This window comes from Pseudomonas sp. 24 E 13, from assembly GCF_900004715.1.
Classification (GTDB): domain Bacteria; phylum Pseudomonadota; class Gammaproteobacteria; order Pseudomonadales; family Pseudomonadaceae; genus Aquipseudomonas; species Aquipseudomonas orientalis_A.
On the sequence record NZ_CVTO01000150.1, the window covers coordinates 216755 to 237561 of the forward strand.

The following is a 20807-nucleotide window of genomic DNA, read 5'->3' on the forward strand; positions in this document are numbered from 1 at the left end:
GCATTCCTTATAAGAAATCAACGTGTACTGACATGTTGTGTTTGTAGGCTTGCGGGGCTTGCTCCAGGGCAATTCGCACCAGTACGGCAGCCCGTTGCTCGTCAACCAGTGGCGATATATAGGCAACACTGCCGCCCACCGCGAGCTCAGGCAACGCATCGGGTTTGACTGAAACACGTTGCCGGCTTTCGAGTTTCCCCAGGGACTTTTCAGGTACCCAGACCTCGGCATAAAAGTGTCGAGTGTCGACTAATGTCGCAATGCCCGTTCTGGCGAAGCCGCCGGCAGCGGAAACCGGTGAAACCACCTCACCCACGGCAGCATCTAGGGAAACAATGATTCCATCGAATGGGGCACGGATGGTCGCGCGCTCCAAATCGATCTGGCGACCCTGGATATCAATCGCCGCAGACTCAGCCTGGAGCCCATAGCGCTGCACCTCCGCACGGCGCTCGGTGACTTCGGACTTGGCATCCTCGTAGTCCTGGGGTGGCACCACTTGTTCGTCCTTCAACAACTCAATACGCCGGAAACGCGCCTCTGCCAGAGGCAAGCGCTCACGCGCTTGATGCTCGTTGTTCTGCGCGACTTTCAGTTGAACTTGCGCAAACTTCAGTTGGCTGCTCAAGGACGCCGTATCCAAAGCGGCAATGGCATCGCCTTTTTTTACCCGGTCACCGCGTCGTACATAGGTTTTCTTCAAGGTTCCGGTCACCTCGGCGGAAACCGTCGCCAACTGATCGGCCTTGATAAAACCTGCAGCGGTGATTTGCGTGGCCGCACCGGGTACAGGGGCCGTTTCCACTGAGTCCGGTGTGCCGACCTCGCGTTTATCGGCCAAAGGCACAGGTTGAGGCTGCGCAGAAAATACACAGAAGGCGACCGCCGCTGCGCCCGGCAGCAATAGCCACAACCAGCGAGGCCGATGCCGCACCGCCGGCACCGACGCATCCGTAAAGGCGCCGACAGGACGGTTCAATAACTCCAAAGGATCGCGGCTGCTGCTCATTTGATCCATCCATTGGCCATATGCCCACCCACCAGCACCATTTCCGTATGCATCTCCGTAACGCAGGGTTTATCGTCAATCTTCAGCCAGCTGTCTTGTGGCGCCGGAAGCGCCTCGCGAAGTACCAGCCAATCAGTGTCCCGCGCCAAACCGAGCAAGTAGTCCATGCACGCGATATTGCTCAGGCGGCACCAGAACGGCTTGCGGGTTTTGGCGGCGGCGAAAGATTTCCAACCAAAAAAATCGTCGAATTGACCGTTCACAAACACGTCTTCAGGGATGCCATGTTCGGCACACAGCCGTAACAGCGCAGCGACCTGTGCCGAGCTGCTGAGGCCCTCCAGGCACTCAAGCAGCATGCGCGAGCGCAACCACCAGGTTTCCCGCAACAGCACACAGCCGTCGTCTTCCAGACGTGGCTGGTGGCGAAAGTCAGCGTCGAGGTGGCCTGCGCTCACCATTTCAGCGCCTGGGCGCCCGATCTGGACGGGCTCGACCAGCAGCGTGAGCAGATACTTGATCCCCCAGGCCGGCAGCGGCGAAGCGCCGCCCAAGTACTGCAACGCTAGCGGCTGATGATCCGGGCCGATCAGCTCAAGCAGGCCGGTGTCGGCGTTGTGGATCAATTGCATATCCCGCAACAGCAAGTCACTGTCCTGCATAGGTTGCTCATCCAGGCATAACTGCCGCTCGCACAACCGCGGCTGTGCTTGCAGATTGCTTGACTCACCACTGACCGTGACGGTCGCTGGAGCAATCGGGCGATGAACGTCCACAATCCAATCGCGCAACTGAGTTTCGTAGGGATCCTGCTGCGTGCCATTGTTAATGGCCCCACGCGCAAGTTGCCAGGCGGCTCGGTGGTACGCGCCATTTATCACCACCAGCGGTTTGCCGTTAAGGGCCTCGTCCAGGTCAGGCGTTACCAGCTGGAAATACACCGTCAAGGGCAGGCGCAATGCTGCTGGCGCGACGCGGCCAAGAGCCGGGCGTGGAACGTTGCCATTGAGAATGTTTTGTCCCAACGCCAAGTAGGTCGGCCACACGTCACGCAAGAAACCCTCGACGTCCGTGCAGCAGCCTCCTTCTGCGAATCGCTCAATGAAGCATTCACGCAGCCATAGATATTCGGCCGAAATAGTCGCGTACCGACCCACCACATCAGCAACACGACGCAACGTCTGCTCGGCAAACCGCGTCCCGAAACTCAGGGTCAGGCCACTATTGCGCACATCTTCATAGACACTGCTGGCCAGCCGTGGAGGGTGGCGATTGCCAAGTCGGGTATGCAGCTCGGCGATGCCCTCCTCAATCTCATTGAGCAATGCAGGACGCAAGGATGTGGGCGTGTCGGCAAAGGTGCGGGCACGGTTATCGAGTTGGCGCAGCTGGCCTGCCAGCTCGGTCATCTGCGGGTGCTCTTGCATGGCATCGGCCAACAATAAAGCGGGTGCATCATCCTGTGCCTGCCATTGCGGGAGCAGGCGCAGGATGTCTTTGCGTAACAGCTGTTTAAGCAGGCGTTCAGCTTTCTGCGGTTCCCGCTCAATCTGGCGCAGACGCCGCAAAAAATCTTCCCGACCAAAACACGCGGGCAATCCTTGCAACAGCGCGCACAGCGAAGGGGCCAGCCTGGCATTGAGCAAACTTTCCTCACTCCACAGCGTGCCGCGCCGCACTTGATAATCGCGCCCATGGGCACGAAGCGATCGCAAAAAAGCGTTTTCGTCCTGCAAAAAACGCAGGCTTGGATTCAGACAAAATTCAACTTTGTTGCTGTCAGCCAGCGAACTCTCGGCCAACTGCTCGCGCAATGCGACGACCACGCTTCGGCTTAAGCGCGACGTTGCCTGCAACCTTTGGCCATGAGCGTGGAGGTGGCCCAGTTCGCAGGTCGGGTCCAGGTTTGCTTGGCAGGTGGAGGCAAAACTACTGAAGGGACTGACCTTCATTCCCGCACGCAGCATGAACGCCATCACGGTGCGCTCCAATTGCTTGCGTCGTTTGCGCGGATGCGCCTGCAGGGGCAGCTGTAATTGGGCCAGCAGCCGCGGCGCGGCCAGTCCTAATGCACGATTGAAAGCCGGCTGCGCCAGTGCGTCCTGCAAGATTGCTCGAGTGGTTTCCTGTTGCGCAGCGCAGCTCGACTCCAGACGCGCCTGCAGTTCGGCACGCGTCCTGAATACCTGCTGATACGTTTGGCAGAGTGCGAGAACATTGGGCAATTGCTGTTCGAGCCATGCCAATAGCTCGGCGCTCGCCAGCAGTTCAACGCCGTTGAAGACCTGCCGTTTTGCCCGCAATAACCCTGCGCGATAGGCCGTTGCCGAGGGCTGCGCGACAGCATCGAATAATGCACTGACCAGGTTAAGGGCCAGCACGTGCAATTGCTCCACGACAGAGCGCAGCCGCGCGGCAATCTCACTGACTTCCCGCCCAGGCAACTCAACGCCGTGAGTGGCAGGCAAACCTGCGATGCGTACCAGTACGAACGGCATGATCCGCAGCTCGGTGGTTGCATCTTGGACGCCCTTGGAAGGCAGCGCACACGTCTCGTAAGTGCTCATTGAATGGCCCAGCCGGCGACTTGGATGATGACGAAAGCCGTGACGATGATGTAGAGCGCCGCATAGGCTGCAAAGGCGTTGCGACGAACATTCATGACCGACATAGACGCCCTCCCCCATCGCGGCTGATAAGTCTGTCGGATGTCGCCGAAATACACGTCAAAGGCCGTGCGCCCATCAGAGATTCGAAATGGGGTGAGATTGAAGTACAGGCCGAGCAACACCAGTTGCAACAGCGCCTGTACAACCGCAGTAGCACTGCCTGGTGGCATGAGCATCAACTCGGCGGCAAGCACGCCGGCCAGCAGCAGATCCAGGACGGGGCCCGCAATGGCGACGTGCAGACGTATCGCGTCACCAGGGAACAGATGAATCGCCGACGTATTGATAAAGGGCGACGGCAGCAGGAAACCTCTGAGCATCAGCCCGGCGCCCGACACGGGGCAACCATGCATGCGGCAAGCCACGGCATGCGCCAATTCATGCAGGATCAGCCACGCCAGCACTCCCACGCCAAGGGCTGCCCAATGGACGGGCGTTGAAAGAGCCCATTCGCGCCAGTGGGGTTGGTGTTGCAGGGCCAACAGAATGATTACCACACTCCCGATCACCGCGCCGCGCAACAACCAACGACGCAAGCGCGCAGGAAGGGTGAGCAAGCGCCCTGCCAGAACTTCGGCCAACGGGTCCGGATTAGGCATCGACCAACGGCCCATGGAGCGCACCTGATCCTCGTCAAGCAACCCGGCGGTGCGCAATTTACCGATAAACGTCTGCAAGGCTCGCTGATGATGCGCCGCAGGATGGTTGGGATAGGCCAGGCCCAAAATGGCGATCAACTCGCTTTCACTCGCGCCGCGCTTGATCGCCAACGCCAGCGTGCAGGAAAGACCTGCCAGCTTTAATGGTCGGCTATGCATGTCACCGACAAGGATCAGCGTGTCGATATCCGGCTGTACATCGATAACCCGCGAATTAAATGAGCAGGCGGGGGATGCTTCGCTTGCGTACGTCAACACGCGCCGTCCTCGATCGGATGGCCCAATACCAATGAGAACAACGGTGTTTCGCAGTAGCCGTCGGTACCCGCCAGACGCATGAAGCCAGCCTCAATAATTCCACCCACCGTGCAACCGACCAACCCCATGGCGAGGGCCTCCAGCCAAGTGGCGACCGCAGCGCCGCCCGCTTGCTGCAACAGCAGTGAGTAGACCGGTCGCCCCATCTGACTGAAGCTTTGCTCCAGATCCGCCATGAAAACCAACGCTGCGCCCGCTTTTTGAAAGCCCTGCTGATTGAAGCATTCAGCGAACATCGCCGGGGTCAGCGGGCTTGCGCGCTGCACCCATTGCTCAGGAGCAGGTTTGCGGCAATCGTAGATGCCCGGCGTCATGGACCCATCAGGGCGCATCAGCAGCAGCCAGGGCCAGACGTCCAGTCTCGGGCCTCCCCGTTCTTGGTGAGCAACCAAGGCCCGATGAGCACTGACAACCAGCCTGACCAGGCACGAGGTACTGATCGGCTGTTCGGCGTAACGATAGGTTGCACGACGGCCCAGCAGCAAAGAGGCAACATCCAACGTGTTGTCGCGACCCTCTGGGCTTGGAGGCACCCAGCCTGGAAGGGATTGTCCAACGTGACACGCACGAGTATGGCCGGCGCCGATCAACAGCTCCTGCGCGGTACTGCTGCTCGAACTCAAGAGCTGATTGGCAGGGGCCGACATCGGCCCGCCAAGATGCAGAACGCTGCTGGCGATCTGGGCATGTTCCTGCGTGTTGAGGTTCAGCAACTCAGCACAGCGTTCGGCTTGCAGCAAGGCGGGCTGCACTACCCTCAACCCGAAGACAGAAGCCACCAGAGTGGCGTATTGGCAGGCAATACCGGCATCCCAATGCACAAGGTTAAAGCCGAAATCCTGGTACTTGTTGCGTACGCGGCCCAAGTGGCTCGAGGCGACTAGCGAAACAGGGCACGGTGCGTGCTCTGTCCCGTATAGCAACTGGCGCAAGGCAACAAGACTGGCGACCTTCACAGGGATCAAAGAGTCAGTCTCACCGTCGTAAAGATAAAGACCGGATGCCAGCTGCGCCAAATGATTGACCAACACATAAAAACTGCATGAGCGCAGGCTTCCCCCCGAGGGCGCGATGCGCCGTCGGCTGCCGTCTTCCAACGTTTGCTCGCCGACTGCATACAGCAGAATCGCCGCCAGCTGCGCCAATGACGGTTCGTCGCACGCTGCTTGCACACTCGATCCTCCAGCGTGTGAAGGAAGTTCGGCCGCCGCCGGCAACGTCAGGGTTCCCAGCGCATAGCTGCGGGTGACGGGAGCACCATAAAGCTTTAGATTGGCCATCTTGAAATGGCCTTCGAACAGGCGCGGAGCTAGCCACTCCTTGGGAGGCATGCGCACACTGACGTGATGCACCCAAGCGGCAAACGCCGGATCATCGGGAGCCAGGCAGGCGGCTGTCGCAAGCCCTCCAAAAAGGCTGCCGGGGATTCGCGCGATGGGTTTGTTGACGGGATAGGCACCGCGACTATCAACAGGATGCACGCGAACTTTGTTCAGATAGGTTTCGGTCAACAACCCCAATGCAATCTGCAGCCACTCATGGGCAATGTAAGCACACTGGAACTCCGCTTCCAGCGGGTCGGCCAAGGGCGCCGGTGCGCTGAGTTGCAACCTGGCGCAGCGATGACTTGCGGACAGCCCAGGCAACACCAAGGGCCCCAGATGCATGCAATCGCTGCCAAGCGTACCGATGAAATAAGGTCTTTTCGAGGCATGCAACGCATCGGCGACCTTGAGCAGTTCTTCATCCTCAACGCCACCCGAGAGTACGAGCAGGGCATGAGTATGCTCAGAACCTGCCACCTCAGCAGCGCTGTGTACTACGCGAAGCGTTCCCAGCGTGCCGCCTCCAAGGCTGGCGCATAACGCGGCGCGTACAGGCTGAGGACACGCCACCAGTAATCGGACGGCATCGGCTTGGGCTATGGCTGCGTCACGGTTTGCATGATATCCGGAGGAACCACAGAAGCGCGCGGCATAGCAGCCCACAGGCTCATCGTTGCCGCTTTGCGCGTCGCCGTCCTCTAGCAAACCATAGCGAAACAACAGGGATACCAGCCCTGTGACACCGCCACTGAAGTGCGACGCCAGGTCTTGTGAAATTTCGTCGAGACTGTGGCGGCCGTCCAGCAGAGCAAGCAACTCACTGAGTTTCTTCAGCCCCTGTGGGCAACGCAGGGTTTGTGGTTTCTGAGTGCCATAAAAAGTCACCGCATCGGGCCCAGCCGGCACCACGACTAACTCACGCAATAGCTTTGGGCGTGCAGGCAGTCGCTCCAATAATTCATCTTGCCCGCCGAACTGCTGCCCTGAAAGGTTCGCGCTCATACTCCATTCGCTCATATCTGCCGCGCGACCTCGATGTCACGTTCCAATTGCGCAGTCCAGCGCTCTGCCACACTGACCAGCGTGTTGCCACGACAAGTACAGCCATGCAACGCCGTTATGCGGGTGTGCACCGACCAGCTGCCATTAAGGCTGATAACCGTCAGTCGCCCTCTATGCTCGGGGGCCGCGCCTGCATGTTGCAGCAGTTTCACGGCAGCCATTTGCACCTGGCTGGGTAAGTAACCGGGTATTTGCGCGGTGCCTGTGTGTTCCATGTAAAGCTGGCGATTGCTCTCGAGCCTGGCGTTCTGTGGGGTATCGAACATACTCAGACTGCGGGCCATCGCGCAGCGCAAGCATGGCCCATCAGGAGGCGCCACCAGTGGTCCGATCAGTAGATTTTGATCCGATAGCATCACGACCGAATGCGTCAGTTTCCGCTCCCAAAGCACCTGTGCGAGGCGGCGTGTTCGACTGGGATGCAGACTGCCCAATGCCAAGGCGACGAATGTGTCTTTCCTCTCATCTTCCCAGCGGTGGGAAAGCGCATCGTCGATACTCAGCGAACGACCGCTGACGCAACGCTCTAACAATGCCTGGGCAACGGCAAGACCAAACCCGCCTTGATGGATGACTAACATGGCAGGTTCCTCAGGCAAACGGTTGTGGGTAGGGGTTGATCTCGACTGCGCGTCCCGATTGTTCGGCTTGCCTGGCCTGAGCCTGCAAAATCCGAGGGTGACCCAGATACCTTGCCCGGTAAGTAGCGGACATTGGCATCAGCGCAGGGATTACAGCGCGAATTACCCTTAGCCCTGCGTCGCGCAATTCATCGGTAGTCAGGTCAACCAACACCACTTCCATGCCCGCTGCATCCAAGCGCTCCAACAGGTAGCGCAATTGTTCGCGCGGCGTGACAACGTTCGGCTGACTCATCCGGGAGATCGGCATCACCACGTTAGAGCCCGTCAGAAAATCAAAGGCTGGGCGCTGCTCCGCGCGCCCCATGTAAATTGCGCCATGTTCCAGTTCAACAAAGTCACGCATGTCATCGGGTATGGGTAACGACAGTGCTAATATCGAGCGCCCCATGGCACTTTCGCGGATCAACTTTGCGCAACCATCCCACCGATTAAAGCCGGTGGTGCAATTGATAAATTGCGCCGCTTGCGGATCGCCTTCCTTAAGCTGCAAGCCATACACCGTAGGAATACCCAGCTCTGAAGTGGCATCGAAGAACATCTGCTCAAGACCGCTTTCGCGCAGTCGATAGAACTTTTCCGCATGCTCTGCCGGGGCCGGTTCGTCCAGCCAGATACGGGGCAACGTAGGCCGAAGCAACCACGTCAAGGCGATGGCGTCACGCTCGATGACTTCGCAGATAGCCGCCACCGCCGCTTGGGCAAAGTCAGTATGCGCAGCGACACCGGTTGAGATGGGTAACCAAAAGTGCTCACTTGGCCAAGGGCGTATAAACAAGTGCGTCATGATCAGCGGCACCAGCTTACGCCGGTTTTCCAACGGCGAATAACCGTAGACCCAACGCACAGGAGCGTGCGGGTCAATTCGCTTCAAAGGGCTGAGCGGGTCCGCGTACTCGGCAGCAGAGCCACACGCAATGCTCTCGTAACTCAAGCCTTGTGACCCCACCTCTGCAAAGCTTGCCGTGACAATGTCGTCTTTGTTGAAGACGCTCATCGAATAACGTTCTGCTGCTTCGGCGACAGCACGAACCATTGCAAGCTCCGGACGTTCGTCGGCCCCGCACCCGGCCATTTCTACTCGGCCAGAGCGATTGCCGTGGTAGTCCGAAACATGGGGAAAAGCCAGATTCAGATTACCCAAATGCGCAATAAACGAATGAAAACGAGGTACGTGCATTTCTTGAGAAGAATGTGTCTGCACCGACCTGACCACTCCTCCCGCTGGGGCCAATAGCGACAGAAAAGGGTACTTGTCCACCAGGTCTTTGCTAACCGCAAAATTATGCGGATGCATGGTGCAATCCACGCTCGTAAGTCTTGGCCAGCAAAATCGCCAGATAAGATTCATCCAACGTGGTGAACCCCAAACGGTTATTCATTAAATGAGCGAAATAAAAGGCCAGCGTATCGGCGAGCATCGGGGTATAGAGCGGACACTCTTTTTTGTAGCGCTCCCTCGCATTGCGCATAGCTTTATGCCAACGCGTAATCAGTGTTGCCATAGAAGGATGTTGGGATTGCGTTGGCGGGACAATTGCCTCGTTTGCATCCAACATTGCATTTGCCTTATCGATAAAAGCCGACTTGTAATTACCGATGTCCGGATTGCCGGAAAGCCAGAAGGTTGAATAACGCTCTAAAAACTCGGCACAGGCATCCTCAGACAAAAACATCTGCAGTGTCTCTACAAAAAAAGGCAGGACAGAGTCTTTGCGGCTCAGTTCAGCCTGAGACTCGCGCAGCAATACTTCACGGGCAATATCGCTGGATAGGCAGAAAACTTCTTCGGCAATAGGCATGCCGTGTTCGCCGCCAAAAACATCCAACTCCGCAATATATCGATCGCGGCAGCAATAGATCGAAGAATCTTCTCCGGACGATAAAACGGAATAACCATCGAAAGACACCAGTGGCACATACGTCGAGGGGACGCGCTGGGAAAGCAACGAAAGTCCATCATGCAACTGATGATAAAACTCTCGCTCTTGTGCACTGCCCTCACCGCCGTGGAGGTGCACACGCAAACGCAAATGCAGGCCTCCTTCATCGAAGTAGCGTAAATAAAACCAGTTGCCACTTTCTACAAGAGTCAGCGCACTCGCCAGACAGTCCGTTATAACAAAATCGAGCGCATCATGGTTCCCTCCAACGTAAATCTTGTAATAGTGCCATTCCAATGGCTTGAGTGCACCCGACAACTGAACTGCTTCCATCACTTCACCTTGGGACTGAAACGGAAAAACTTAACGCCAATAAATGCCGAAACCATCAGGTAGGCAATCAATCCGAGAATACTGGTTGAAAGCGAATAGACGCCCTCCAGCCCGGACATCACTTGCCGCAACGCGTCCGAGAGTAGCCCCACCGGTGTCGTCGGAATCAACCAACTCCACTGCCCCTGACTAATATCGTTGAACAACTGGCCAAAACTCATGCAATAGAAATTCAATAATAATAAAAAACCATTCGCAAGGTTTAATGAACTGAAGATGCCGGCAATTGCATAACCGTAAGTGACGAGCGTTGCGCTACCCAGCAGCAATACGAAGCCAAAGGCTACCGGCTGTTCGATGCGCACTCGAAAAAACAAACACCCGACGATTACCAATAACATAACTTGTAGAATGGCGATGACCAGGCGCACGCTGAGTTGAGAGATCAATAACGCCAGTCGCGGCATAGGCACTACCGCAAAGTGCCGATAAATGCCTTTTTCCCGTGCCGCAATGATGGGTGCCGCTGTACCGAACAAAGAAACTTGAAGCAGGGATAACGCCACAGTGGCGGGGAACAGGAACTTGAAATAATCAAATCCGTTTTCGGCAACCAGTCGAGGTTGCAGAGAGGTAGTGGCGGCCGCGGGCGCAGCAAGCAGCTTGTCAATCAGCGGCGCTAGACTTTGCCCCTGCCGCGTACTGTAGAGCGCCAGTGGCGGATTGGGTTGACCGCTTGGAGCGATGACCAGAGTGGCTTGCTGTTGCTGGATGACAAGGTCAGGATCAGCGCTCGCAACTCGCCTTACCGAAAACAACGGCTGCTCAGTCAATGCACTGAACGCCCGATTGGCGGCGCCTTCATTGCCAACGACGAGCACTTTGATACTACTGGCGCTGTCAGGTGTTCCCGAACTGTTGCCCAGGGTAATAATAAAAAACATAGGCAGGGCAAAAGAAAAAACCAGGGGCAGCAGGTCGCGCGAATACTCTTTGAAGGCAGACAGGGACAATCGGGCGTAAACGGTTAAAACAGACTTCATGGCATCATCCTTAATACCTCGATACTCGTGCTGGATTCAGTCGCGCAGGGCTTTTCCTGTCAGTTGAATGAACACATCTTCGAGGGTGCTCTTCGCAATCTGAAGCTGGATGATTATTCCAGGGTGGCTTTTTTCAAGATTCGCAACGTGCAATAAATCGCTACTGACATTACGTGTTTTCAGGCGTACGGAACAATGATACGGGTCTTCAGCGATAGTACGAATTTCAACCTGCGGAATGGCACATAACAATGCATCAGTCAGACCGGCAGGCGTAATAAAGTTAATGCAGTGGTCAGGGCAGTACTTGGCGATCAACGCTTGGGGGCGATCATCTTCAAGGATGAGCCCCTTATCAAGAATAATCACACGATTGCATAGCGCTTCCACTTCTTCCATCTGGTGAGTCGCAATAAGCACGGCACGCTGGGCTTGGCGTTCCTGCTCTAAAATAATATCCCAGATAAAGCGGCGACCTTGAGGATCGATATCGCCGGTCGGCTCATCAAGAAACATGACATCAGGCTCACCAATCAGCGACAGCGCCAACGCTAAACGCCGCTTCTGCCCACCTGATAACCGACCAAAACGAACCTTACTTTGCTCTGTCAATCCTACCTGCTGTATAAGTTGCTTTGCAGATCGAGCATTCTTATAGACCACTTGATACATGTCGACTATCTCAGCGACATTCAAATTGGCAGGCAGCGTAAACGATTGGGGCGCCACACCAATTCGCTGCTTAACCTGCGTAGACAATCCCTTTCGGATATCCACGCCTAACAACGTGATATGACCAAACGCAAACGGCAACAAGCCAAGTATGGTTTCTATCAAGGTCGTTTTGCCCGCCCCATTGGGACCGACCAGACCCACAATATCTCCGGGATGTAAGGAGAAATTGATATCCTTGAGCACTTCTACCTTGGCATAAGACTGACTAAGCCCGGACACCGTCAGGTATCCAGATTGAGTTGTTTTCAGCCAAGGTATCAGAGGCTTAAGCAACGCCTCGTGAAGCATAGTTAACTGCCAGTACTGATAATGCAGGACAAGGTACCTGCAGTAGAAGCTGACGAAACACAGCCACCCGCACAACCACCGGTAGTGCTGGCGCTACCAATACTGGAAGCACAGTCACTGGCAAAATGCAGCGAATCCGACAACTCTTCGACAAACAGCTCGATTTCGTCATAGCTGTTAGCGGGGCTTAATTGGAGGTCGAAACGGTGCGAAGGAGCAATCAGTTGCTGAAGTGAACTCATGGTAAAAATCCTTATTTACAATCGCATATTGATATCACGATGGGCAAGTTAGGGTTTTTTAGCACCACAAGCAATAGGCGCTAACAACAAACCGAGCAAATGATAAGGATTCTCATCGAGAGACCCGCAGAATTCGGAAAAACATACATTAACCAATGCCGACAGGAGGCAGTGTGTCGGCGCTGATTGAAAACGTAGCGGTTCAATCCTCGCAACCGGCAGTCAACGAGCATCAAGCAGTACATTCAGGCCTTGTATTCATACATTCGCTGGTACAAGGAAAAACGTATAAAGATTTCGCTCGGCGCGCTCAGTCCCATTGAGTATCGTGAAAATCTGCGCTTAGCGGCATAACCAGTCCATGTTTCCGCATCCCCCATGCCTATGGCATAAGAATGAGTCTGCACATACAGTTCTAATATTCGTGATTCTGCCTAGGCGGAGTTCCATCAGTCATCGGATCGACCTCCCCTTCTCGGCAGTCCACAAACGATACTACGCTGACATTTAAAAAGGTTATGCGGAACACAGTCACTACAGGAAATTCTTTGCATTGTTCTATGTCGTTGAGGATTTCTTGGGTTCCGACCGCTTTTTTGAAGTGTGGAAGTCAAGAAACCACCCGAAAAACTGGACACCGATTTACGTTATTGGGAAGAGCTATACATGGGGCATTGATTCGTCAGGGGAGGACTTTAAAAGCGAATGGGTTAACCATGCGGCCTACCTGCATCAGCTCGCGGCGGCGACCCCCACGTTCTGCGCCGCCTGGTAGAGAATTTGCCCAACTAGATCGACCTCCGCTTCGCTGATGATCAGCGGCGGCAGGAAGCGAACGGTTGCGCCGTGCCGGCCGCCCAGCTCGACGATCAGGCCACGCTCCAGGCAAGCACGTTGTAGCTTGCGCGCCCGCTCGCCATCGGTAGCGGGCTGGCCCAGGGGATCCTGGCTGGCAGGGTCGATGATTTCCATGCCCAGCATCAGACCACGGCCGCGCACGTCGCCGATCCAATCGAACTCGACCTGCAGCCCGTGCAGCAGCGTCTGCAAGCGTGCTCCGACGTTGCGCACATGGCTGCAGAGGCCTTCGCGCTGAATGAAGCGCAAGGTGGCATCGCCGGCGGCCATGGCCAGTTGATTACCTCGGAAAGTGCCGGCATGGGCCCCGGGTTGCCATTGATCCAGCTCGCCCCGGTAGACCACCACCGACAGCGGCAGACCACCGCCGATGGCCTTCGACAGTGTCACCACATCAGGGGTGATGGCGCTGCGCTCAAAGGCAAACAGATCGCCGGTGCGCCCGATACCGCATTGGATCTCGTCGAGGATCAGGGGAATATCGTGCTCACGCGTGATCGCCCGCAGCCCCTGCAGCCAGCGATCAGGGGCGCAAATCACCCCGCCCTCGCCCTGCACCGTTTCCAGGATCATGGCCGCCGGCTGGGTCACGCCGCTTTCCGGGTCGGCGAGCAGGTGGCGGATGTAATGCAGGCTGGCGTCGATCGCCTGCTCGCCGCGCAGGCCGAACGGGCAACGGTAGTCATGTGGATACGGCAAGAATTGCACCCCCGCCAGCAGCCCACCCAGGGCATTCTTCGGCCCCAGGTTGCCGCTCACAGACAGCGTGCCGAGGGTCATGCCGTGATAGGCGCCATGGAACGCCAGGATGCTCTGCCGCCCGGTTGCCGTGCGCGACAGCTTGAGCGCCGCCTCCACTGCGTCCGCACCCGTGGGGCCACAGAACTGGATGCGCGCATCCCTGGCGAAGTCGCCAGGCAGCAGATCGAAGACTGTCTCTACGAAGGCATCCTTGATCGGCGTGGTCAGATCGAGGGCATGCAGCGGTATGCCCGAGGCCAGGGTCTTCTGGATCGCTTCCATGATCACCGGGTGATTGTGCCCCAGCGCCAGGGTACCGGCACCGGCCAGGCAATCGATGTACACCTGCCCCCGCGAATCCTCAACATACACGCCCTGCGCCCGCTTGAGCTCCAGCGGTATGCGCCGTGGGTAGCTGCGCGCATTCGACTCGCGCTGCATTTGCCGCTGCAATGCCGGCGTGCTGTCCAGGCAGTAGCGCTGGCTTAGCCCGCTGTGCCGGTGCTGGAGTTCGAGCGTGGTGTTGGTGATCGGGGTGATTGCATTCATCAGTGCATCCTCGTGTCGCGCGGATAGCGCGTTATCTGACGACGCTGCCGGCACGTGCCTCATGCAGCGAACGACCAGCCAACTCAGGCGGCTCCAGGTTGCTGCTATCGGCTACCGGGCAACGTCACCTGCAAGGCCATGACCCGCTCAATGGATGCGCAAGGCATCAGCCGCGATCCTGGGGCTGCATGGCTTGACGCAAGCTCAAAGGCCGCATGTCAGTCCAGGCCGACTCGATATAGGCCAGGCACTCTTCCTTGCTGCCCTGCTTGCCGGCCGCGCGCCAGCCTTGCGGTATTGCCTTGTAATCCGGCCAGAGGGAATACTGCTCCTCGTCGTTGACTACAACCAAAAATCGCGTGTCAGGACTGTCCAGACTCATGTTCCACTCCGTTTCCACTGAAGGTGCGAGTGCTCGTAGGCTTTGCATACGAGCGGCCGTAGGATAATACAGTTAATAACAATTATCATTAGGTATTGGCGTGACGCGTTTACACGCCCTGCTGTCACAGACCCCTGCTGCCACAGACAGAGTTCGCCTGCATGCCCCCGGTTTGTTTATACTGATCGCCACCAGTGATAACGAGTCTCAACAGCAAGCGACTGACTATGCCTCGACCCACAGCCTCCCTGAACACGTATTGCGCAATGCCGCCTGACGGTGACACTGGGCCGCGAGGATGATCGCCAGCCTCGCCCCGCTGTTCAGCGGCCCGCTGGCGGACTATGGGGAAAACCTGCAACTGGCCAGTGATCAACAGCCGGCAATTGCCGGCTCGCAACTGTTTCAGCGGGACTATTTCGCCGAGTTCATTGGTGAACTGGCAGCCCGCCATGGCAGCAACGATTTTATGGCGCTGACCTCTATCTGGTCGAAATGGTATTTCTGCTTCATAGCACCCGCCGTGGCGGCCAGCTTGCTCTTGCAGCGCGAGTTGCCTATCGCCCTGAGCGATGTCGGCGTCACCCTCTCGGCAGCGGGAAAGCCGCTTGGCCTGCACCTGCCCCATGAAGGCAGCGTTCTGCCACCCTGCACGCCCTTCGCGCGCTTCGACGCCTTGATCGAGCGGCATCTGAAACCGGTGATCGAGGTAATGGCCAGCGTCTCGAAAGCCTCGCCACGACTGTTCTGGAGCAACGCCGGCAACCTCTTCGAATTCGCCACTACCCAAGTCGAACTGCATCGATTGGCAACGTCCGATTGCGCAGCCCCGGCCAGAACCGTGCTGGAAAGCCGCCTGCGCCCCGACGGCCGGCGCAACCCGCTGTTCGCCCCGGTGTACTACAAGGACGTCGGCGCTGACGAGCCGCAGCGGTTACGCCGTATTTGCTGCATTCGCTACCGCCTGCCCGGCATCGGCTATTGCAGCAGTTGCCCACTCGACCGCGACAAAACACCCGAATAAGCCGCTCCAAGCGGCTACCTGACCAACTGGAAAGGGTTCTCGCTGCTGTGGTCATAGTCCACCAACTGGCCGTAATCAAGCCGGTAGATGCGATCGGCCACGTCGAAGTAGCGGTCATCGTGGGTGATGGCGATGACCGTTTTCCCGGCCGCCTGCAACTCGGGCAGCAGCTCGTGGTAGAACACATGGCGGAACACCGGATCCTGGTCCGCCGCCCATTCGTCGAGCAGCAGCACCTCGCGACCCTCCATCATCAGCAACAGCAGGGCCAGGCGCTTGCGCTGCCCCTGTGAAAGGGCCGTTGTGGACAGGCGTCCATCGACGAACTGCACCTTGTGCGCCAGCCCCAGGCGTTGCAGATAGTGATCGACCCGCTCCTCCAGACCATCGAGCTGGCCGTTCTCACCGAGCACATCGGCGAACAGATAGAAGTCGGCGAAGATCGCCGCGAAATGCTCGCGGTGCCACTCGCTGTTCGAGACATCCAGCGTCACGCCATTGAGCGCGACCGTACCCTCGCTGGGCTGGTAGAGCCCGGTCAGCAATTTGGCCAGGGTCGACTTGCCGCTGCCATTGCCGCCAACGATAAAGATCAGTTCGCCACGGCGAACGTGCAGATCGATGGGGCCCAGTTGGAAGGCGAATTCGTCGCTCTGCCCGGGGTAGCGGTATTGCACGTTGCTCAGGCGCAACTCACGGAAAGGCTCGGCGGCCTTGGGCGGCATGGTGAAGTGCACCGTCTCGCCCAGGGCCAGGTCATCGATGGCCTGCAAGGCCACATGGCCGCGGATCACCGCCGGGACGGCATCGAGGATCATCGAGATCGGTGTACGCAGGAACATGATCGCCAACACGTAGCCCACCACCACCTCCTGGCTCAGCAGCCCGAGGCCCTGACCGAGGAAGAACAGCGTACCGATCAGCACGAACACCAGCAGCGACGTCCAGTTCAGGTTGATCGCCCACAGGGTATCGGCGCGTACCGAGGCCTGCAGCGAGGCCTGCGCGATCGGCTCCAGGCGCTGGTTGTACAACATCTGCCGACGCTCCCGGCTCAAGGCCAGTTCGCAGCGGCCGTTGATAGTCGCCTCGAACTGCTCGGTCAACCGGTCGTCTTGCTGTCGCACCTGCTGCATCAGGCGCTTGACCTTGCGCCCGAGCAGCACGTCGAGCAGCACGCCGAAGGCGATCACCACCAGGGTCAGGGCGAAAAAGGGCAGGCTCAGCCAGGCCATGTAAGCCAGGCCAACCAGCAGCAGCAAGCCGTTGTACAGCGAGATCGGCAATTGCTTGAAGGCCGTGGCCACGGTGGTCACGTCCTTGGTCAGCGCGTTGAAAATGCGCGAGCTGCCCAGTCGCTCGATGCGCTCCAGGGCGGTGCCCAGCACCTTGCCCACCAGGCGCAGGCGCAACTGATAGACCAGGCGATGGCCAATCTGCACCAGCAGCCACTGGGCCAGGGTGCCGCTGACGAACAGCAGCAACAGCAGGCCGGCGAACAGCGCCAGCGCCTGGCTCAGGTCATCCAGCCCCTGCTCCAGGCTGCGGTTGATATAGCCGATCAGGCCAATGCTGCTGGCCGCACTCAAGGCACTGCACAGCACCGCCAGGAAAATGCGCCAGCGCGCATCATGCAGCAGTTCTTTCAATAACATCATCAGTTCGACACCTTCTCGGCTGGGTGTTGCGGCGCAATGCTTGGCGCCAGCAAGGACAACAGATCCGTGCTCAGGCGCGGCTCGGCAACAATCGCATGATGGCCGACATCCAGGCTGCGATAATGCAGCGCCTTGCGCGTGTGCGCCTGCCAGGGTGTACGCAGATCACCGTGGGCATTGCTGCGCCACAACCAGATGGGCACATCGACCACCGGTAAGGCCTGTTCGTACAGGCGCGTCTTGATCGCCCGGTAGCGCACCATCACGGCGTGCAACTCGGCATCAGCGCCGTGGGATTGCAGATGCTCACGCACCTCGGCGTCGGCCAGCATGCGGGTCACGCCCTCGGCATAATCGCAATCGGCCAGTTGCCGGGCCAGACGCTCGCGCAACGTATCGCCAAGCGGCCGCGAACGGGTGCGACACAGGAACACCAGGTCGGCGAGCAACTGGCCACCCTCGTCGCCGTCGCCTGCAAGGCTGCGCTGCGGATCATGATCCACCGTGGCCAAGGCCTTGACGGTGAAGCCGGCTGATTGCAGGTGCGCAATCAACAGCAGCGCCAGGCGCGAAGCCAGGCACCAGCCCAGCACCACCAGCGGCCGCTGCTTGAGCGACTCGGGAATGCTCTGCACATAGCGCTGCAGCAGGCTGCCCAGATCCTTGCTTTCCCACCCCTCGTCAAATGCCGCCAGGCCATAAACGGCCTGGGTTTCGCCAAGGTGCTCCACCAACGGTCGGTAGTCTTTCAGGTGGCCCTCCGCGCCATGGACCAGGAGCAAGGCAGGCGCCTCACCGGCCACATCGTTCAGCACCTGCCAGCCCTCGCTACTCGCGTCCTGATCAAGGCTCTGCACCAGTTCGCGCACGGTCTGCCGTTCGAACAGCAGATTAGTTGGCGGATTGCGCCCCAGTTGCTCGCGAATCAGTGCCACCACCTTGATCGCCGCCAGGGAATGCCCGCCCGTGGCGAAGAAGTTGTCGGTCACGCCGAGATCCTCGACACCCAGCACGCGGCACCAGATTTCCAGCACGGCGCTTTCCAGTTCGCCGACCGGGGCCACCTGCGCACCTTGCAGGCGCTGCCGGGCACGCTCCAGTAGCGCCTGGCGATCGAGCTTGCCATTGCTGTTCAGCGGCAGGGCTTTCAGGGCGAAGATGCCGGCGGGCAGCATGTAGTCCGGCAGTTGTCGGGCCAGATCGTCGCGCAGCAGGTTCGCGGCCCTGCCCTGCCCTGGCTCCTCCACGACGAAGGCCAACAGGCGCTCACCATCAAGCAGCACCGCCGCCTGTTGCACACCCGGCAGGCCGCGCAACGCCTGTTCGACCTCCGCCAACTCCAGACGAAAACCGCGAATCTTCACCTGCTGATCATTGCGCCCGAGAATGCGCAAGGCGCCATCGGCCTGGCGCAACGCCAGATCACCGGTGCGATACAGGCGCGCGCCGGACCGCAGGTCTTGGCCGAATGCCGAACTGCCGACATCCCCCAGGTAGCCGCGGCCGACGCTGGCACCGGCCACGTACAACTCGCCCGCCTGCCCGGAAGGCACGGCGCGCTGTTGTTCGTCGAGCAGATAGATGCGGTTGTTGCCGAGCACCTGGTTCAAGGCCGTGCCGCTTACCCCCTGCTCGCTGTCGATGGCCCGCCAGAGCACGCCGACCGTGGTTTCGCTCGGCCCGTAGTGGTTGTACAGGCGGCAACCAGACCCTGCCTGTGCCAGCCGCGCCAGCAGGCTCTCGCCCACCGCTTCGCCGCCAAGCACCAGCACCTGACGCGGCAGTACACCCTCCGGCGGATGCTCGCCGATCAATGCCTCAAGGTGCGATGGAACGATCTTCAGCACATCCAGCGGATGCTCGCGCAGTTCCTCGGCGAAGGCCTGCGCATCGGTGACGCTGGCCTGGCTCAGCAGGTGCACGCAGCCGCCCTGCAACCAGGCCGGGTACAGCACGGTATTGCCCAGGTCGGCGAGCAGCGACGACACCAGCCCGTAGTGAGCACCTGCCGGCAGATCCAGCGCGTGAGTGATCTGGCTCGCGTAGTGGCGTAGCTGCCCCTGCTCGATCTGCACGCCCTTGGGCTTGCCGCTGGTGCCCGAGGTGTAGAGCACATAGGCCAGGTGCTGCGGCGCGCTGGTCACCGGCGCAGCGAGTGGTGCAGCGCTGCTGGCCTTCGACCAGGCCAGGCTGGGCACGTCGCAGACCAGGCTCGACTCATCCAGGTGCAGCACAACAGCAGGCTTGGCATCCTCGAGAATGCTGGCCAGGCGCAGCGGTGGCAGCGCCGGGTCCAGCGGCAGATAGGCCGCGCCCGCCTTGAAGCAGGCCAGCATGGCGACCAGCATCTGCGCGCCACGCGGCAGCAGCAGCGCCACCACCTGGTCAGGGCCAGCGCCGGCCTGCTGCAAGCTACCGGCCACCCGTTCGCTCAGCTCATCCACGTCGGCATAGGACAACAGCTGCCGGCCATCGCGCAGCGCCGGGCTGTGCGGCTGGTGGCGCGCATGGGTACGGAATTGCTCGACGATATCGACATCCGCCGTCAGTTCCTCGCCAGTCACTGTGGGCTGCGCCTCCTCCGTCAGCAAGGCATCCAGGCCGTCCAGCGGCGCTTGCGGCGCCTGCAGCAGTTGGCCGATCCAACGCACGTAACGGCGCAGCAAGAGCTGCATCTGCTCACGGCGATACAACCCGGTGTCGTACACCAGCGCCAACTGGCCCTGGCCGGACTCATCCAGCAGCCAGTGCAGTTGCAGTTCCACCGGAGTGTCGAAGGACAAGGCCTGCAAAGCCTGTACCTCGGCCAGATGTTGCACGCGCAGCCCGGCCTGGTAGCTGGCGCGCCACTCCGGCAGCAGCTCGGCCTGGCCGAGGTACTCCTGCCAGAGCACGGCGCTTTCCAGTTGCCGGGCCAGTTGCCGGGCCAGGTTGACCCAACTGGCATGCTCGGACAAATGCACCTGCATGGGCAGCGTTTGCTCGAACAGCCCGTAGGCGCCCTGCAGTTCCTCATAGTCGTCACGCGGGTCGTGCTGCAGGCCCAACTGCGCATGACGCTGACCGTTCAGGCGGCCGAGCAAGGCGCCCCAGGCTGCCAGGGCGAGAGGCTCGATGGCCAACCCCTCGCCCCCGGCCAGTGCCTGCACGGCACTGCACAGTGCAGGTTCGAGCGCCTGCTGCACGCAGCCACGGGCACCGCTGGCCATGCCATAGCGTTCGATCAGGCGCAGCCCCGGCACCTCCTGCAGGGCCAGGTTGCGCCAGAACTGCACGCCCTGCTCGGCGTCCTCGTCCAGTTGCAGGCCGGCGATCCACTCGGCGTAGTCGCTGTACTGCATCGGCTCGGCCTCCAGTGCCGCGCCCTGCCCCAGCAACTCACGGCGCA

The 20807-nt window shown here is 59.2% G+C and carries 15 protein-coding genes and 1 pseudogene; 2 read left to right on the plus strand and 14 right to left on the minus strand.

Annotated elements, in window-relative coordinates:
* Positions 1-7 precede the first annotated feature (7 nt).
* From BFP90_RS22485 to BFP90_RS28570, 10 genes are read right to left on the minus strand one after another with little or no spacing between them, the layout of a single operon-like run.
* Positions 8-1009, minus strand: coding sequence for an efflux RND transporter periplasmic adaptor subunit (locus tag BFP90_RS22485; RefSeq protein WP_065892709.1), 1002 nt, complete (start codon positions 1007-1009; stop codon positions 8-10).
* Positions 1006-3576 (minus strand): lantibiotic dehydratase, encoded by a 2571-nt coding sequence (locus tag BFP90_RS22490; RefSeq protein ID WP_065898008.1) that lies wholly within the window; start codon positions 3574-3576, stop codon positions 1006-1008. Before BFP90_RS22490 ends, BFP90_RS22485 begins: the two co-directional genes overlap by 4 nt.
* A complete protein-coding gene (locus BFP90_RS28885; RefSeq protein WP_158254522.1) occupies positions 3573-4595 on the minus strand; it encodes a hypothetical protein in 1023 nt (340 codons plus the stop codon). The genes BFP90_RS22490 and BFP90_RS28885 overlap by 4 nt, the downstream gene beginning before the upstream one ends.
* The gene (locus BFP90_RS22500; RefSeq protein WP_065898009.1) at positions 4589-6982 is read right to left on the minus strand and encodes a SagB family peptide dehydrogenase; all 2394 of its coding nucleotides are present in this window, start codon (positions 6980-6982) and stop codon (positions 4589-4591) included. The genes BFP90_RS28885 and BFP90_RS22500 overlap by 7 nt, the downstream gene beginning before the upstream one ends.
* An 11-nt stretch (positions 6983-6993) precedes the next feature.
* Positions 6994-7623, minus strand: coding sequence for a hypothetical protein (locus tag BFP90_RS22505; RefSeq protein WP_065892705.1), 630 nt, complete (start codon positions 7621-7623; stop codon positions 6994-6996).
* A 10-nt stretch (positions 7624-7633) separates the two neighbouring features.
* Positions 7634-8980, minus strand: a complete 1347-nt coding sequence (locus tag BFP90_RS22510) for a YcaO-like family protein (protein WP_163001654.1) — start codon at positions 8978-8980, stop codon at positions 7634-7636.
* Positions 8967-9899 (minus strand): lantibiotic dehydratase C-terminal domain-containing protein, encoded by a 933-nt coding sequence (locus tag BFP90_RS22515; RefSeq protein ID WP_065892703.1) that lies wholly within the window; start codon positions 9897-9899, stop codon positions 8967-8969. The genes BFP90_RS22510 and BFP90_RS22515 overlap by 14 nt, the downstream gene beginning before the upstream one ends.
* Entirely contained in the window at positions 9899-10942 is a 1044-nt protein-coding gene (locus BFP90_RS22520; RefSeq protein ID WP_065892702.1) for an ABC transporter permease, read from the minus strand. The genes BFP90_RS22515 and BFP90_RS22520 overlap by 1 nt, the downstream gene beginning before the upstream one ends.
* A 36-nt stretch (positions 10943-10978) precedes the next feature.
* Positions 10979-11965 carry an ABC transporter ATP-binding protein gene (locus BFP90_RS22525; RefSeq protein ID WP_065892701.1) on the minus strand — a complete coding sequence of 329 codons (987 nt, stop codon included), beginning with the start codon at positions 11963-11965 and terminating at the stop codon, positions 10979-10981.
* Between the two features lie 2 nt (positions 11966-11967).
* Positions 11968-12207 carry a hypothetical protein gene (locus BFP90_RS28570; protein ID WP_128876559.1) on the minus strand — a complete coding sequence of 80 codons (240 nt, stop codon included), beginning with the start codon at positions 12205-12207 and terminating at the stop codon, positions 11968-11970.
* Positions 12208-12408: 201 nt separating this feature from the next.
* Between BFP90_RS28570 and BFP90_RS27755 the strand changes: the two are divergent.
* A pseudogene (locus tag BFP90_RS27755) lies at positions 12409-12561 on the plus strand (IS3 family transposase); the annotation flags it as partial.
* A gap of 378 nt (positions 12562-12939) precedes the next feature.
* Here BFP90_RS27755 and BFP90_RS22535 read toward each other — a convergent pair.
* Both BFP90_RS22535 and BFP90_RS22540 read right to left on the minus strand, forming a co-directional pair.
* A complete protein-coding gene (locus BFP90_RS22535) occupies positions 12940-14355 on the minus strand; it encodes a diaminobutyrate--2-oxoglutarate transaminase (protein WP_083203312.1) in 1416 nt (471 codons plus the stop codon).
* A 166-nt stretch (positions 14356-14521) separates the two neighbouring features.
* Positions 14522-14737 (minus strand): MbtH family protein, encoded by a 216-nt coding sequence (locus tag BFP90_RS22540; protein ID WP_065892700.1) that lies wholly within the window; start codon positions 14735-14737, stop codon positions 14522-14524.
* A 298-nt stretch (positions 14738-15035) separates the two neighbouring features.
* On the opposite strand from BFP90_RS22540, the gene fhuF reads away from it, so the two are divergent.
* Positions 15036-15761, plus strand: coding sequence for a siderophore-iron reductase FhuF (fhuF, locus tag BFP90_RS22545; RefSeq protein ID WP_065898011.1), 726 nt, complete (start codon positions 15036-15038; stop codon positions 15759-15761).
* A 14-nt stretch (positions 15762-15775) separates the two neighbouring features.
* Here the strand turns inward: fhuF and BFP90_RS22550 are convergent, their stop codons facing one another.
* A complete protein-coding gene (locus BFP90_RS22550) occupies positions 15776-17419 on the minus strand; it encodes a cyclic peptide export ABC transporter (RefSeq protein WP_065892698.1) in 1644 nt (547 codons plus the stop codon).
* On the minus strand, positions 17419-20807 hold a 3389-nt coding region (locus BFP90_RS22555; protein ID WP_065898017.1), incomplete at its 5' end, for a non-ribosomal peptide synthetase. The genes BFP90_RS22550 and BFP90_RS22555, both read right to left, overlap by 1 nt.

What these genes read in the sequence shown, in the direction of transcription:
- BFP90_RS22505 (WP_065892705.1), bottom strand. Translation starts at nt 7,623, where the DNA reads ATGTTAGTCATCCATCAAGGCGGGTTTGGTCTTGCCGTTGCCCAGGCA.
- fhuF (WP_065898011.1), top strand. Translation starts at nt 15,036, where the DNA reads ATGATCGCCAGCCTCGCCCCGCTGTTCAGCGGCCCGCTGGCGGACTAT.
- BFP90_RS22485 (WP_065892709.1), bottom strand. Translation starts at nt 1,009, where the DNA reads ATGAGCAGCAGCCGCGATCCTTTGGAGTTATTGAACCGTCCTGTCGGC.
- BFP90_RS22540 (WP_065892700.1), bottom strand. Translation starts at nt 14,737, where the DNA reads ATGAGTCTGGACAGTCCTGACACGCGATTTTTGGTTGTAGTCAACGAC.
- BFP90_RS22515 (WP_065892703.1), bottom strand. Translation starts at nt 9,899, where the DNA reads ATGGAAGCAGTTCAGTTGTCGGGTGCACTCAAGCCATTGGAATGGCAC.
- BFP90_RS22550 (WP_065892698.1), bottom strand. Translation starts at nt 17,419, where the DNA reads ATGATGTTATTGAAAGAACTGCTGCATGATGCGCGCTGGCGCATTTTC.
- BFP90_RS22525 (WP_065892701.1), bottom strand. Translation starts at nt 11,965, where the DNA reads ATGCTTCACGAGGCGTTGCTTAAGCCTCTGATACCTTGGCTGAAAACA.
- BFP90_RS22500 (WP_065898009.1), bottom strand. Translation starts at nt 6,982, where the DNA reads ATGAGCGCGAACCTTTCAGGGCAGCAGTTCGGCGGGCAAGATGAATTA.
- BFP90_RS28570 (WP_128876559.1), bottom strand. Translation starts at nt 12,207, where the DNA reads ATGAGTTCACTTCAGCAACTGATTGCTCCTTCGCACCGTTTCGACCTC.
- BFP90_RS22520 (WP_065892702.1), bottom strand. Translation starts at nt 10,942, where the DNA reads ATGAAGTCTGTTTTAACCGTTTACGCCCGATTGTCCCTGTCTGCCTTC.
- BFP90_RS22490 (WP_065898008.1), bottom strand. Translation starts at nt 3,576, where the DNA reads ATGAGCACTTACGAGACGTGTGCGCTGCCTTCCAAGGGCGTCCAAGAT.
- BFP90_RS22535 (WP_083203312.1), bottom strand. Translation starts at nt 14,355, where the DNA reads ATGAATGCAATCACCCCGATCACCAACACCACGCTCGAACTCCAGCAC.
- BFP90_RS22510 (WP_163001654.1), bottom strand. Translation starts at nt 8,980, where the DNA reads ATGCATCCGCATAATTTTGCGGTTAGCAAAGACCTGGTGGACAAGTAC.